Genomic DNA, 15,035 nt, shown 5'->3' with positions numbered 1-15,035 from the left:
CCTTGCGAATTGACATGAACCTCACGCGCTCCCACAAACGGGATCGGTCCGCAATAAGGGAGGGGGTCCTAAACGATGATCCAGACGATATCCGCATTCGATCGTATCGGCGAGGAAAACGCATTCGCGGTGCTGGCACGCGCGACGGAACTTGCAAACGCCGGCAAGGGCATCATCAATCTAGGCATCGGCCAGCCCGATTTTCGCACGCCGGACCACATCGTGGAAGCCGCGATCAAGGCGCTGCGCGATGGCCACCATGGCTATACGCCGGCGACCGGATTGCTGGCGACGCGCGAGGCGGTGGCGCGCCGCACGCTGGCGACGACCGGCGTGGAGGTTTCGCCGGAACGCGTGATGATCATGCCCGGCGGCAAGCCAACCATGTATGCTGCGATCGTCATGTTCGGCGAACCGGACGCTGAAATCCTCTACCCGGACCCGGGCTTTCCGATCTACAAATCAATGATCGACTATACGGGCGCAAAGGCGGTTCCCGTGCCGATCCGCGAGGAAAACGGCTTCGCCTTTTCGGCCGAGGAGACCTTGTCGCTGATCACGCCCAAGACGCGGCTTTTGATCCTCAACTCGCCGGCTAACCCGACCGGCGGCGTGACGCCGCGCGCCGAGATCGAAAAGCTGGTGAAGGGGCTGGCGGCGCATCCACAGGTCGCGATCCTTTCGGACGAAATCTACGACGTCATGACCTATGACGGAGAGACGGCGACCTCGCTCCTCCAGTTCCCCGAAATCCGCGATCGGCTGATCGTGCTCAACGGATGGTCGAAGACCTGGGCGATGACGGGCTGGCGCATGGGCTGGTCGATCTGGCCGGATGCGCTTTATGGCAAGGTGCGCAAGCTCGCGGTCAATTGCTGGTCCTGCGTAAACGCGGCCTCGCAATATGCCGGTATCGCCGCCATCGACGGGCCGCAGGATGACGTGGACAAGATGATGCGTGCCTTCGACCGCCGCCGGCACGTCGTCGTCGAGGGCTTGAACGCAATCGACGGCATTTCCTGTGTCACACCGAAGGGCGCGTTCTACGCCTATCCCAACATCAAGGGCACCGGCTGGCAGGCGAAGAAGCTCGCCTCCGCGCTGTTGGAAGAGGCCGGCGTCGCGCTCATTGGCGGGCCGGATTTCGGCACGCTCGGCGAGGGCTACATCCGCCTTTCCTATGCCAATTCGGAGGAAAACATCCTGCGCGCGCTGGAGCGGATCGAAGCGTTCCTCACCGAGCGTGCCTCATAGCCCGTAATAGAAATAGATCGCGTAGCACGACGCCAGCCCGACGATGATGTTCATCGGCAGGCCGATCTTGATGAAATCGGCGAAGCGGTAATTGCCTGCACCGTAGACCAGCGTGTTGGTCTGGTAGCCGATCGGCGTGGCGAAACTCGCGCTCGCGCCGAACATCACCGCGACGACGAGCGCGCGCGGGTCGACGCCGAGTTGCTGGCCAAGGCCGATGACGATGGGCGTGACGATCACCGCGACAGCGTTGTTCGTCACCGTCTCGGTTAAAGTCGATGCGATCGCATAGACCATCATCACGAGCACGAGCGGCGTGACGTTTTGCATGTAGGGCGTCAGCGCGTCCACCACGAGCGTAACCGCGCCGGCGTTCTGCAAGCCTTGCCCGACGATCAGCATGGCGAAGATCAGGATCAGGATCGATCCGTCGATCGAGCCCCACGCTTCGTCGGCGTCGATGCAGCGCAGCACCAGAATGGCGGCGACGGCGATCATCGCCAGGATACCGATATCCATCACGTCGAACGCGGCCAGAAGCACGACGAGCCCGAGCGCCAGAAGCGCGATCGGCGCTTTGGTGCGCCGGAAAGCACGCGCCGTCGGTCGCGTGACCGAGACGAGATCGCTCTGGTCGGCCAACTCGTCGAGACCTTCGGCGGTGCCTTGCAAAAGCAGCTTGTCCGCTGGGCGCAAGATCACATTGCCGAGGTCTGGCCCCGCGATGTGGTTGTGCCGATGCGCGCCCAAAATGCGCACGCCAAAGCGGCGGCCGAGTGAGAGCGTGGAGAGCCTCGTCGTCTGGTTGAACCGCCCCGGCGCGACCACCGCTTCCACGATGATCTGGTCACCCTCACGCACCACGCCACGCCGCTGGCCGACGCGCACGCCGTTGTTTTCGAGCAAGGTCAGGAGTTCGGACGATTTGGCGAGCACGATCAGCGAATCGTTCTTTTTCAGCACGATCTCGCCGACATCCTTGCGCGCGACCGAACCCTCCGAACGCACGCCCGTGACGCGCAATCCCGTCCTGTTGAAAGCCGCGATGTCCTTGATCGGCGCTTCGGTGAACGGCCCTTCTTCCAAAATGGTGATCTCGGAAAGGTATTCCGCCTCCTCTTCCTCGACCGTGTCACCGCTTTCCTCGCGCCGGTCGGGCAACAGGAATTTTCCCAGGACCAGCATAACGACAAGTCCCGTCGCTGCTGTGACGATACCGATCGGCGTGATCTCGAAAATCGTGAAGGGTTCCAGCCCCTCCTGCCGCGCGACACCGTCGACGAGAAGGTTCGTCGACGTACCGATCAGCGTCAGCGTTCCACCGAGGATCGCGGCGTAGGAAATCGGGATCAACAACCGCGTGGATGCAATGTCGAGCGCGCCGGCAAGGCGGATCACGATGGGGATCAGCACCAGAACGACCGGCGTGTTGTTCATGAAAGCGGAAGCTGCGAGCGCCGCCAGAAGAAAGAAACCGAGCGCCAGAACCGCATGTTTCTTTGCCCGTTCGAGAACGAAGCCCGCGACGCTTTCCAGAACGCCGGTGCGTACCAGCGCGCCTGAAAGTACGAACATCGCGCCGATGGTCAGCGGCGCGGAATTGGAAAAGACGGCCTTGGCCTGATCGGACGAAACGAAGCCGAAAATGATGAAGACGGCAGCCCCGGCCACAGCCGTCACATCAGCCGGATATTTCTCCCATACGAACATCGCGAAAAGCAGTGCGACGAGCGCCAGCGCCACATGCGCCTCGTAACCGGCCATAAACTGCGTCATTTGCCCCTCATATCCAGCTACGGGCTATAACGCGAAGCGTGCCGACTGGCTGCACGTCGAAAATATGCAGATGCGATTTTGAAGAAAGAGATCACAAAGGAAGGCGGCCATTCGCGGCCGCCTGAGTTTGGAACCGGTGCTTGGGAGGAGGAACGATCCGATTCGTTGGTTAAGAATGCGCCGGGTTTCTTAACACAGCGTTAACGCATTTTTCGGCTCAGCAACCCGGCTGCGAGCCGGTTTCGCGCACGAAACGAACGATATCGGCCAGTGTCGGCGCGCTGCCGCGAAACGGAACGGAAATCGCGCCGACGATGTTGATGTGGCCGACGCGGGGATAGATGCGCGCCTGCGACCGATTGCCGGACGCTTGCAGCGCCTCAGCCAGATCGAGGCTGTCCTGTGCCTCGACCGTCCTGTCCGAGCCGCCATGCAGAAGGAGCGACGGCGGTTTGCGGCCCGTCGTGAAATTGATCGGCTGGCTGTCTGCCAGCATGTCTTCGGGGAAGATGCGCCGGTACCGTTCGCTCGTCAGTGGCAGAAAATCGTAAGGTCCGGCAATGCCGACGAACCCGGCAATCGCACCACATGGCGAAAGCCCTTCCCCGCGCAGATAGTTGCCATCCAGAGCCAGCAAAGCGCCGATCTGCGCGCCCGCTGAATGTCCGACGACGAAGACCGGACGCCCTTGCGCAACGGTCCGGTGCGTATAGGCAAGCGCCTTGGCCGCATCGTCGACGAAACCCGGGAAACGCGTGTCCGGATAGACCCGGTAATCGGCTATGGCGACGACGAACCCTTCATCGGCCAGCGCATTTCCGACGAAACGATAGGTCGCGCGATCTCCGCTCGACCAGCTTCCGCCGTAGAGAAAGAGGATGACAGGGGCGTTGGCGGCGGCATCTGCCGGACGATAGACGTCCATGCGATTGCGCGGCCTCGGTCCGTAGGCGATGTCGCCCTTCATCGTCACCTTGTCGCTGTCGGTCAGCGAATTGACGATGCCGACGGCACCGCCGCACGCCGAAAGCGTCACGAAGCCAAGAAGTGCGAACAGGAAACGAAAGAAGGGCATTGTCACCGGCGAATGGAATTCACCGGCAACAACGGAAGCTGGACTTCAAAGTTTCATCAGACCTTCACGCCGGCGACATTCGCCTCGATATGATCGACCAGCCCGTCTTCGAGGCCGAGCCGGCCGGCGAGCATGTCGAGATAGCCGCGTTCCGCGCGCGTTTCCGGCTCGATGGCGAGGCGCGACGCGGTGTAGATCTCCACCCGCTGCTCCTCGGTGCGCGCCGCGCTGACCAGTTCATCGACATTGACCGGCTTTTCGAGTTCGGCAAGCAGGAACTGCTCGCCTTCCGCGTCCAGCCCCGCATCGCCGAGCCTGCCCGCGATCTTCTGCCGTTCCACATCGTCGATATGCCCGTCCGCCTTCGCCGCCGCGATCATCGCCCGCACGATAGTCAGCGCGAATTCGTCCTCGCCTTGCGGGGCCGTCTCGGGATTGAAGCCGTTATCTGCCGGTGGCGGCAAAAGCTCCGGCTCCTGGCCGGCTTGTGGAGCCTGCGGCTTTTGGCCCTTCTGATAGTCCTGATAGGCTTTGTAGGCGAGGCCCGCGATTGCCGCCATGCCGCCGATCTTCACCGCCGAACCGGCAAGTTTGCGCCCCTTGCCCGTCAGGAGGATGCCGGCGAGCGCCGCCGTCGCCATCGGGTTGTCGCGCACGAGTTGACCAAGTTTGCCCGCACCGCCGGAAAGCCCACCTGCCAAACCGCCCAGATCGCCAAGTCCGCCTGCGCCGCGCTGCTGCCCCGGCCGCGCACTGCCGCCGCCTGCACCGGACGAGCCGAGAAGGCCGTCAATAATTTTCTTGGGGTCGAACATGGGCGATCTCCTTGTCTCGCATCTGCCGCGAACGGTGTCAGATTAGCTAGGAGTTGCCTTCGACATTACAATGGCGAGCAGTTCAGTTGCCGATATGACGCGCACCACGCCGCTCCGCGCGCTCGACCTGCCGGTGCCGCTCCGCGTAGCGTTCGCGGTCCTCGTCGCTGCGCTCTCCATGACAGTGGAGACAGGCGACGCCTTCGGCATGAAGCGGCGACTGGCGGTCCTCAGGCGTCAAAGGACGGCGGCAGGCGCGGCAAAGCACGGCATCACCTTCCGTCAGACCATGTTTTACGCCGACACGTTCGTCGAAAACGAAGCATTCGCCCTGCCAGAGGCTTTCGCTCTCCGGCACGTCTTCGAGATAGCGAAGGATGCCGCCTTTCAGATGGTAGACGTCTTCTATGCCAACCGATTTGGCATAGGCCGTCGCCTTTTCGCAGCGAATTCCGCCCGTGCAGAACATGGCGACCCTCTTTCCTTCGAGACGATCGCGATTGGCTTCGACCCAGGCAGGAAAGGCGCGGAAGCTGTCCGTTCCCGGATCGATCGCGCCGGCAAAGGTGCCGAGCCCGACCTCATAGCCGTTTCGCGTATCGACGACGACCGTATTGGGATCTGCGATCAGCGCATTCCAGTCGGCCGGCTCGACATAGGTTCCCGCGTCACGCTCCGGGTCGATCCCCTCGACGCCCATGGTCACGATTTCCGCCTTGAGGCGCACCTTCATCCGGTTGAACGGCATTTGCGACGCGGTCGAATATTTGACGTCGAGACCGGCTAGTTCCGGCATCGCGTCCAAATGAGCGATAAGCACATCGATGGTTTCCGACAGACCTGCGACCGTCCCGTTGATGCCTTCATGCGCCAGAAGAAGCGTTCCCCTGATGCCGTGCGCATTGCAGAACGCGCCAAGCGGCTCGCGCAGTTCGCGCCAGCGGTCGAGCCGCGCGAACCTGTATAGGGCGGCGACCTTGAAGGTCTGTTCGGGAGCGTCGTTCATGCGCGGCTGATTAAGGCTTTCCGGGAAGCTTCGCAACTTATCCTCATGCTTGCAGGATATAGGAATATGATCCTTTTATAAAAAGGACCTCGTATCCATGCTCCAATCCGAAACGCGGAACGCAATCGCACATATCGCTAAAGCTTTCGATCTCGACCCAGCAGCGCTTGCCGCCGTGGCCCATATCGAGAGCAATCTGGTCACGCATGCCGACATCGATGGAAGACGCGAACCGCTGATCCGCTTCGAAGGGCACTATTTCGACCGTCGCCTTTCGGGGTTGAAACTTGAAAGAGCACGGCAGCAAGGCCTCGCCTCCCCTCGCGCCGGAGCCGTGAAGAACCCCGCCTCCCAAACCGCACGCTGGAAACTGCTTGCAGCCGCGCGCGCTATCGACCGGAAGGCCGCCGACGAATCGACGTCATGGGGCATCGGTCAGGTCATGGGCGCGCATTGGGCATGGCTCGGATACGCGACGGTCGACGCGCTCGTTACCGAGGCGCGTGACGGCGTGGATGGGCAGCTGCGGTTGATGGCGCGCTACATCGTCCGCGCCGGCCTTCGTAATAAGTTGGCATCCCGCGACTGGGCGGCTTTCGCGCGCGCCTACAACGGCCCGGGCTTTTCGGCGAACGCATACGATACGAAGCTGGCGCGCGCCTTCGCCATCTATGAAAAGCTCGATTGGCAATTACATGCTGCGTCCTTGCGGCGCGGCGATCGTGGCGAAGCAGTTGCCGACCTCCAACGCCGTCTGGTCGAAAGGGGAGCGGCTATCGCCATCGACGGCATGTTCGGCCCCGCCACCGAGGGCGCTCTTCGCGCTTTCCAGACAGCAAACCGTCTGGCCGCCACCGGCGTAGCCGATGTATCGACGCTGAAGATCCTAGAAAGTCGGCCAAATCCGCTCGCGCGTGTGATGTCATTTCTGCGATCGCTGCGCGTGGCATGATAGAATTCGGGAAACGCGCATGCTAATCGGTTGAAAAAGGAGACACTCATGACCTCATCCCAGGCCGAACGCCTCACCTCGCTCATCGGAACGCAGCCGGTGATCCCGGTCATCCGGATCGATGACTTGGCGACGGCCGTTCCGATGGCCCGCGCGCTGGTTGCCGGCGGATTGCCTGCCATCGAGATCACCTTGCGCACGCCGCATGCGCTGGATGCGATCCGGCAGGTGGCCGCCGAAGTTGCGGGCGCGATCGTCGGCGCGGGAACGATCCTCGACGCGGCGCAGTTCGAGGCGGCCGAAAAGGCTGGAGCGCAATTCATCGTCAGCCCCGGCACGACGCAGGAACTGATCGACGCCGCCCGGTCGAGCGCCGTACCGTTCCTGCCGGGAGCGACGACGGCCAGCGAAATCATGGCCATGCGCGAGGAAGGCTATGGCTTCCTGAAATTCTTTCCGGCCGAGCAATCGGGCGGCGCGCCTTTCCTGAAGGCGATCTCGGCCCCGATCCCCGACGTTTCCTTCTGCCCGACAGGCGGTATCTCGCCGGCCAACGTCAGATCCTATTTGTCCCTGCCCAATATCGTGTGCGTCGGCGGGTCCTGGGTTGTGCCGGGGGCAGCGGTGAAAGCCGGTGACTGGGCCGAGGTCGAGCGTCTGTCACGCGAGGCAGCCGGCCTGCGATAAGGCAGGCAGGCCCAAACAAAAACGGCGGCCAATGGCCGCCGTTTTTTTGTTCCGGTTTGCTGCCGTCAGTTGAAACGTGCAACCGACATGAACTGCACCGCCTTGCCCGAGAAACGGTTGGTATCGGGCTGCGCGGACGCCTGCTGGAAGCCTTCATTGTAGATGACTGCCGGCGGCGTACGCACGATGTTGTAGGCGAAGGACGGTGCGGTCGTGCCGTTGGAAATCTGCTCGACGCGGCTCGGCTCCAGCGCCCAGCGCGCCACTTCCGGTGTCGCATCCACGTTAAGCGAACGGCGTGCCTGACGTGTATCGGTAACGGTCGGCTTGCCCAGCTTGGCCGTCGTGCGAACGCCCGACTCGATCGCCATCATCGGCGAAACGCCTTCCGTGCGAGCGATCAGCGCCGCGCGCGGCGAGGATTCAAGAGCCGCAACCTGACGCTGCTTGATCGCGTTGGCGGTTTCCTGTGCGTCGGGGCGGTGGCCCAAAGGCGCAACGTCGAGTTTGATCGGCGAGGAAGCGGGGCGTTCCGGCAGAGCCGCAAGCGCGAAAATCTCGCCCGCGGTCGTCCCATCACCCACTGCGGCGGAAGCCGTCTGCGTCTCGTTGACGACGACGCCTGCGCGTGCCGAATTGGCATCTTCCGTCAGAAGCTGGCTGATGGCGTCCGATCCGCTGCGGCTTGGGCGCTCGGCCAGAAGCGCGGCGACCGGAACGCCGGTCTCAGGCGTCTTGATCGATGCGACGAGCGACTCGGCCTCGGCGGCCGGCGTCGGCGTATAATCGGGACGGCGCGTCGGCAACGGAACGTTAAGCGCGACCTCGGTCGCCGTCATCGCTTCGGCCTGCACGGCAGCAGCGGACGCATCGAAGCCGTCGGCCATGAGTGCCGTGGCGACTGTTGGGGCCGCCGGAGGAGGTGCGCCGACATCGGCCTGCGGGCGTGGCGCGGCAAGAGGAACCGGAACCGACCGGGCCGGCAAGGCGGCTATGATCGTCTCGGGTGCCTGCGCGGCAGGTGCTGCAACCGGTGCCTGGGGCGTCGGGGCCGAGCGAGCCTGTGCGACGGCCGGCGCGCTTTCCTGAACCGGCGCATTCGAATTGCCGCTTCCGCCACGGAAAATCGAGGCGAGCAGTCCACCGCCGCCGCCGCTACCACCACCACTGCCGCCGCCTGCGCTGGCGACCGCGAATGTGCCGCTGCCCTGACGCGACTTGTAGGCAGCCATAGCCTGCTGGTAGCCGGGCAAGGGCTTGCCGTCGGAGGGAACGTGGATCGTGCCGCCGTTCGGGAACACCGCCATCAGGTCGTTACGGCGCATGCGCGGCCAGTGGCGCACATTGCCGGTGTCGAGATGGACGAAGGGAGCGCCGGATGTCGGATAGTAGCCGACGCCGCCGCCTTCCATGCGAAGGCCGGCCGCACGCAATGTCGAGAGCTTCACGCCGGGAATATAGAAATCGATGGCCTTGCCGCGCGTATGCTGGCTGTTGTCCGCAACGCCGCTGGAGCGCGAACGCAGCATGCCGTTGGTCTTGGGCGAGCGATAGGCAGAGACGACATGGATGGGCTGGCGTCCGCCGGCCTGCTGGTAGACCTCCCACAACAAATCCATCAGGAGCGGGTCCATCTTCGTCGGCTCGTTTTGCCGCCAGTCGCGCAGGAAGCGGTTCAACTGGTTGAGACCGTCCTGATCGTAGCGGTTGCCGCGCTTGAAGGTGATCTGCGCGTTTTCCTTGGTGTGGATATTGTAAAGGTTCAGCGTGCGCGTCTGCGCATCCGCCTTTGCGGTCGCGCAAAACATGAAGGCAAGGGCGATCATAACGGCCAAGAGAGCCGGACGGCCGAAAACAGCGCCGTTGATCCACCGATTTTTGGGCATTCCAGCGATACTGATCAAAACATCTCGCCTTGTCGGCTGTTGCGTGTCCCCGGACCGATTTCCGGACGTCGATTGTCGTCCGAATATCCGCGCTAATGGTTAATCAGCACTTAGTGCGACCGTTTACGGTTCGATGAAAGTGGTTTTACGACATATGCCGAACGACCGAAACCATCGTTAACTGCCTGAAAAAATGGCTATCGTTCCAAGGACCAACCGTCAAGATGCGAGCCTTCCGCTACGTCCTTCGTCGGCGTCTATCCCCATCTCCTTGAGCTTTCGGTAAAGCGTCGAACGCCCGATGCCGAGCCGGCGCGCGACCTCCGAAAGCCGGCCTTCGTAATGTTCGATGGCTGCCTGGATCGCCCGTTTCTCCAATTCGGCCAGCGGCTTGATCTCACCATTCGAATCGAGAAGAGAAACCGTCATTTCATCTTTTGAATCAATATCTTGACGATCCGGAACGGCGATCTGATCCGCAGAGACGGGAGCGTTTTCTGCAGGAACAGGCATGTTGCCGATCTGTGAAGCTATCTGAGCGAAATCAGCGGCCTCGATCGTGTCGTGATCTGCCAGTACCGCAGCGCGAAAGATAACATTTTGCAACTGCCTGATATTTCCGGGCCAGTCATAGGCGGCAAGCAGGTTCCGCGCGCCTTGCGAAAACGCCTTTGCGGCGACCGGAGCAGCGGACCGCGCTTCTTTCAGGAAAATATCGGCAAGACGCAGAATCTCGCCCGACCGGCTGCGCAAGGGCGGCATCGGGATCGAAAGCACATTCAGGCGATAAAAAAGATCCTCGCGAAACCGACCCTCGGACATGCGCTGCGTCAAATCGCGGTTGGTGGCGGAGATAAGACGTACATCGACCTTGATCGTATGACGGGCACCGACGGGATCGACTTCGCCCTCCTGTATGGCGCGCAGCAGCTTGACCTGCGCCTCCAGCGGCAATTCGCCGACTTCGTCGAGGAAGAGCGTACCGCCATCAGCCTCCACGAATTTGCCGAGGTGCTTTTCGGTCGCGCCGGTGAACGCCCCCTTTTCGTGACCGAACAAAATGCTTTCGACGAGATTTTCAGGGATCGCCCCGCAATTGACGGTGACGAACGGTTTATCGCGGCGCGGACCGGCGGCGCGGATCGCGCGCGCTACCACCTCCTTGCCGACACCCGTTTCGCCTTCGATCAGAACCGGCATGTCGGTCGCGGCAGCCTTGCGTGCAAGCTGGGCCGTGCGCTGCATTGCCGGCGACGTACCGAGATCGTCGAGCCCGAGCGCGCGCGCGCCGCCTGTCGAGCCGCGCGCCTTCGCCTTGCCGGCGAGTGTACCCACCTTGACCGCCGTATCGATGGCGTTCTTCAACCTGTCGGGCGCGACCGGCTTGACGACGAAATCGAACGCGCCGAGCCGCATCGCCTGGACGGCCGTGTCGATCGTGCCCTGCGCCGTCTGAACGATCACGGGCACCGTGTGCCCCGCCTTGTCCATTGCTTCCAGCACGTCGAGCCCGGACATTTCCGGCATGGCGAGATCGAGAATGACGGCGGCTATCGTCTTCGTGCCCGGTGTGGTCAGACGGTCGAGCCCGATGCGCCCGTTCTCGGCGACGATGGCGTCATAGCCGAACCGCGTGACGACCGCCTCGACCAGTCGCCGCTGGACCGGATCGTCGTCGATGATGAGAATGCTACCTGCCATGCCGCCCACGCCATTTTTGCGTTGCCTATCGCCGTGCGATTGCTCCACACTGGCACAACTCCATGAACGGGCGCTCAAGAAGACCGGTGAACGAAGCCTTACCGTCCAGCGCCCAAACCCCGCTATCCGAGGAATTTTAATGAGATTTATGCAAGAGCCGATCGCGCCCGTCCACGCTTCGGCGAACCCGGCACGCAGCGAAAGCGAATTCGGCAATCTGCCCGAATGGAACCTTGCCGACCTTTATGCCTCGATCGACGCACCTGAACTCAAGGCCGACATCGCCCGTTCGAAGAGCGATGCGCAGGCTTTCGAAGCCAAGTGGAAGGGAACGCTCGAAGCCGAGGCGGGCAAAGGCAGCGCCGGCAAGCTTGGCGAGGCGATGCGTGAATATGAGGCGCTGGACGAGTTGATTGGTAAGATCGGCTCCTATGCGGCGCTGCTTTATACGGGCGATACCTCCGATCCGAACCGCGCCAAGCTCTATGGCGACGTGCAGGAAAAGCTGACCGACGCGTCATCGCATATGCTCTTCTTCACGCTGGAAATGAACCGGATCGACGACGGCCTCATCGACACCGCGCTCGATGATGACCCCGCATTCGGTCATTACCGGCCCTGGATCGTCGACCTGCGGCAGGACAAGCCCTACCAGCTCGACGACAGGATCGAGCAGCTTTTTCACGAAAAATCCGTGACGGGTCGCGGCGCATGGAACCGGCTTTTCGATGAGACCATGACCTCGCTGCGCTTCGATCTCGACGGTGAGGAATTGCCGCTCGAACCGACGTTGAACAGGCTTCAGGACCCCTCGCCTCAAATCCGCGAAGAGGCCGCACATGCGCTGGCGAAGACGTTCAAGGACAATCTTCGCACCTTCACGTTGATCACCAACACGCTCGCCAAGGACAAGGAAATCTCCGACCGCTGGCGCGGCTTCAAGGACATCGCCGATTCGCGCCATCTGGCGAACCGCGTCGAGCGCGAGGTCGTCGACGCGCTGGCCGAGGCCGTGCGCGAGGCCTATCCGCGCCTGTCGCACCGCTATTACGCGATGAAGGCAAAGTGGCTCGGCATGGAGAAGATGAACCACTGGGACCGCAACGCGCCTTTGCCCGAAACGCCGAAATCCGTCATTTCATGGAACGACGCGCGCGAGACGGTCCTTTCGGCCTATGAGGGTTTCGACCCGAAGATGGCCGAGATCGCGAGACGCTTCTTCGACAGGAACTGGATCGACGCTCCTGTGCGGCCTGGCAAGTCGCCGGGCGCGTTCGCGCACCCGACCGTGCCTTCGGTCCACCCCTATGTGATGCTGAACTATATGGGCAAGCCGCGCGACGTGATGACGCTCGCGCACGAGCTTGGCCACGGCGTTCATCAGGTGCTTGCCGCCGAACAGGGCGCGCTGATGGCCTCGACGCCGTTGACGCTGGCCGAGACCGCGTCGGTCTTCGGCGAAATGCTGACATTCCGCTCGCTGCTCGACCGCACGACCGACAAGGCCGAGCGCAAGGCCATGCTGGCGCAAAAGGTCGAGGATATGATCAATACGGTCGTGCGCCAGATCGCCTTCTACGAATTCGAGCGCAAGGTGCATACCGAGCGCAAGGAAGGCGAACTGACCGCCGACCGCATCGGCCAACTCTGGCTTGAGGTTCAGGCCGAAAGCCTTGGACCGGCAATCGCGATCCGAGAGGGGTACGAGACGTTCTGGGCCTATGTGCCCCACTTCATCCACTCGCCCTTCTACGTCTATGCCTATGCGTTCGGCGACTGTCTGGTGAATTCGCTCTACGGCGTCTATCAATCCGTCGAGCCCGGTTTTCAGGAAAAATATTTTGCGCTTCTGAAGGCGGGCGGAACCAAGCACCATTCCGAACTGCTCGCGCCGTTCGGGCTCGATGCGACCGATCCGGATTTCTGGAAAAAAGGTCTGTCGGTGATCGGCGGCCTGATCGACGAACTGGAAGCGCTCGACCGCGCGGCCTGAAGCAATTTGCGCGGGGCGGCCTTGAACGGTCCGCCCCGTCGAACCTCAACATCTAACCAGGGACACCGCGGCGATCAGGGGCTACCTTTGCGCCCGCAATCCCACGAACACGCTCGCCGTATCGCTGTCGCGCCCGTCGCTGCTGGTGAATTTTTCATATCGCGCACGGCTGGTCAGGCCGAGATAGCGATTGAACCACCATGTCAGCGCGACCTGACCGCTCCACGTCAGGTCATGGGCCGATGAGTTTGCGAAATCGCGATAATCGAGGCCGATGCCCGCCGTGCCGGTCAGGTTCGCGCGCAGTTCACGCGTAACCGACAGGTTCGCCGCATAAAGAAGCGAGCCGCTGGCACCCGGTGCCGTCGCGCCCTCCACCGTGGTCAACGCGGTGAGATCGACAACCGTGCCGCGTTGCGGCGACCACGCGAGGTCGCCACCGATCTCGAAGCCGGACACGCGGTCGAGCGCGGCGTCGTCAGGATTTTCCCAAAGCCAGCCGATAAAGGCTTCGCCGCGCCACTTTTCCGCAATGTCGATTGCGATGCCGCCGCGCAGAGCATAACGGTCGGCCGACCGCTCAAAGCCGGCCGCGTCGATCCGGTTGTCATAGGTGCGCCGGCCGGCCTCGACCTCGGCGAAGGGGATCAGCGCCGGTGACATCTCGTAGCCTGCACGCACGCGGACGGCCGCCAGCGTCGAGTCGCGGTCTTCCTGGCTGACGACCGTACCGTCGGCAAGTTCGGCGTCGGAAAAGGTGTCGCGCGTCACCGCGCCTGTCAGGCCAAGGCGCAGGCGTGCGACTTCGCGCGCGATGCCGACTTCGCCTGTGAGCGTATCGCGGTCTGGCCGGGAGATCGCGCCCTCGACCGTATCGGGTGCGGTCGCCGATTCGGGCCGGCGCAGATAGCCGAACGCCGCGCGCCCCTCGTAGCCATCGGCCAGATCGAGCAGTAATTCGCCGTCGAGACCGGCTTCGAAATCGTCGATATCCGCACCATCGATATCGCGCCGCCAGATACCGAAACCGTTGAGCGCCGCCTCGTGACGCGACCAGTCCGAACGAAGTTCGAACCGCCCGACGGTCTCGGAATAAAACGCGCTTTCCTCATCGGTTCCCCCGTCGGCGTTCGATGTCCAGCCGAGGCCCTGCTCGATGGACGGAAAGAAATCGAACGTGCCGAGCCGCATGCCGACAGGCGCGTAGGGGCTGTCCGACGCCAGACGTCGGGTCGTCTCGATGGAATTGATCCGCTCGGCATCGGAGCCGACGCGCAGATTGCGTTCGAGATCCAGCGAATCCACAGCGGCAAGCGGAACCGTCGCCGTCGTCATGCCGTCGAGCGTTTCTTCCTCGCCCGCGCGGCGCGAAGGACCGATCCGCCCCTGAGCTTCCGCGCGTCCGGTCGCAGGCTCAATCTCCAGATCATCTTCGAACGGATCGATTATTGCTGATGCAGGCCGCGCACGATCGTCGGCGAGCGGCTCGCCTTCGGAGACCGCGCCGTCGCTGAAAGGCCGGTAGTCGCTCGGCGCTCCGGCGGGCTCGGGCACGGGTGCCGGGCGCGGCGCAAACGGATCACGTAACGGCGTACCGTATAAAGTGCGTTCGGCGTCGCGCTGCGGCACCGTCCCGGTCGTCGTCTCGTCGAGTTCCGGCTCGGCGGCGTCATCGATGTTGACATCGGCTGGCGGCATAACCGGCTCGCTCGTCTCGACGAGTTCGTCAGTCAGCGTTCCGCGAAGCGGCAGCGCTTCGTCCTGCGCAAGCGCACCGTGCACCCCCAGCGCGACCGACATGACACCGGCCGCCGCCAGCGCATATGCGCTGCGCCGGGCAAGGATGCCGAGCCGGAAAGTCTGGTCTGCCATGTGCGCTCGGCCACCTCG

Annotated in this window: 11 protein-coding genes; 4 read left to right on the top strand and 7 right to left on the bottom strand. The window is 62.8% G+C overall.

Annotated features, from left to right (window positions below):
* Positions 1–75: 75 nt before the first annotated feature.
* Positions 76–1,254, top strand: a complete 1,179-nt coding sequence (locus ACX82Z_RS01515) for a pyridoxal phosphate-dependent aminotransferase (protein WP_459586389.1) — start codon at positions 76–78, stop codon at positions 1,252–1,254.
* On the opposite strand, the gene ACX82Z_RS01510 is transcribed toward ACX82Z_RS01515, so the two are convergent.
* The 4 genes from ACX82Z_RS01510 to trhO all read right to left on the bottom strand — a co-directional run bounded on the left by ACX82Z_RS01510 (position 1,249) and on the right by trhO (position 5,926).
* On the bottom strand, positions 1,249–3,030 hold the full coding sequence (locus ACX82Z_RS01510; RefSeq protein WP_459586388.1) for an SLC13 family permease: 1,782 nt from the start codon (positions 3,028–3,030) through the stop codon (positions 1,249–1,251). The genes ACX82Z_RS01515 and ACX82Z_RS01510 overlap by 6 nt on opposite strands.
* Positions 3,031–3,247: 217 nt before the next feature.
* Positions 3,248–4,105, bottom strand: coding sequence for an alpha/beta hydrolase (locus tag ACX82Z_RS01505; RefSeq protein ID WP_459586387.1), 858 nt, complete (start codon positions 4,103–4,105; stop codon positions 3,248–3,250).
* Positions 4,106–4,161: 56 nt separating this feature from the next.
* On the bottom strand, positions 4,162–4,920 hold the full coding sequence (locus tag ACX82Z_RS01500; protein ID WP_459586386.1) for a tellurite resistance TerB family protein: 759 nt from the start codon (positions 4,918–4,920) through the stop codon (positions 4,162–4,164).
* Positions 4,921–5,002: 82 nt separating this feature from the next.
* Positions 5,003–5,926 (bottom strand): oxygen-dependent tRNA uridine(34) hydroxylase TrhO, encoded by a 924-nt coding sequence (trhO, locus tag ACX82Z_RS01495; RefSeq protein WP_459586385.1) that lies wholly within the window; start codon positions 5,924–5,926, stop codon positions 5,003–5,005.
* Positions 5,927–6,023: 97 nt separating this feature from the next.
* On the opposite strand from trhO, the gene ACX82Z_RS01490 reads away from it, so the two are divergent.
* A complete protein-coding gene (locus tag ACX82Z_RS01490) occupies positions 6,024–6,878 on the top strand; it encodes an N-acetylmuramidase domain-containing protein (protein ID WP_459586384.1) in 855 nt (284 codons plus the stop codon).
* A 48-nt stretch (positions 6,879–6,926) separates the two neighbouring features.
* Positions 6,927–7,565: a 2-dehydro-3-deoxy-phosphogluconate aldolase gene (locus ACX82Z_RS01485; protein WP_459586383.1), complete on the top strand. Its 639-nt coding sequence runs from the start codon at positions 6,927–6,929 to the stop codon at positions 7,563–7,565.
* A gap of 65 nt (positions 7,566–7,630) precedes the next feature.
* Here ACX82Z_RS01485 and ACX82Z_RS01480 read toward each other — a convergent pair whose 3' ends face one another.
* Together ACX82Z_RS01480 and ACX82Z_RS01475 are read right to left on the bottom strand one after the other, a co-directional pair.
* Positions 7,631–9,469, bottom strand: a complete 1,839-nt coding sequence (locus ACX82Z_RS01480) for a DUF882 domain-containing protein (protein WP_459586382.1) — start codon at positions 9,467–9,469, stop codon at positions 7,631–7,633.
* A gap of 201 nt (positions 9,470–9,670) precedes the next feature.
* Positions 9,671–11,152 carry a sigma-54-dependent transcriptional regulator gene (locus ACX82Z_RS01475; protein WP_459586381.1) on the bottom strand — a complete coding sequence of 494 codons (1,482 nt, stop codon included), beginning with the start codon at positions 11,150–11,152 and terminating at the stop codon, positions 9,671–9,673.
* 148 nt (positions 11,153–11,300) lie between these two features.
* Here ACX82Z_RS01475 and ACX82Z_RS01470 point away from each other — a divergent pair, with 148 nt between their 5' ends.
* Entirely contained in the window at positions 11,301–13,145 is a 1,845-nt protein-coding gene (locus ACX82Z_RS01470) for a M3 family oligoendopeptidase (RefSeq protein ID WP_459591210.1), read from the top strand.
* Positions 13,146–13,226: 81 nt separating this feature from the next.
* Here the strand turns inward: ACX82Z_RS01470 and ACX82Z_RS01465 are convergent, their stop codons facing one another.
* Positions 13,227–15,017, bottom strand: coding sequence for an outer membrane beta-barrel protein (locus tag ACX82Z_RS01465; RefSeq protein ID WP_459586380.1), 1,791 nt, complete (start codon positions 15,015–15,017; stop codon positions 13,227–13,229).
* Between the last annotated feature and the right edge of the window lie 18 nt (positions 15,018–15,035).

This window comes from Aliihoeflea sp. PC F10.4, assembly GCF_054612275.1.
Note: the sequence above shows the minus strand (reverse complement) of the source record. Positions and strands in the feature narration are given on the sequence as shown.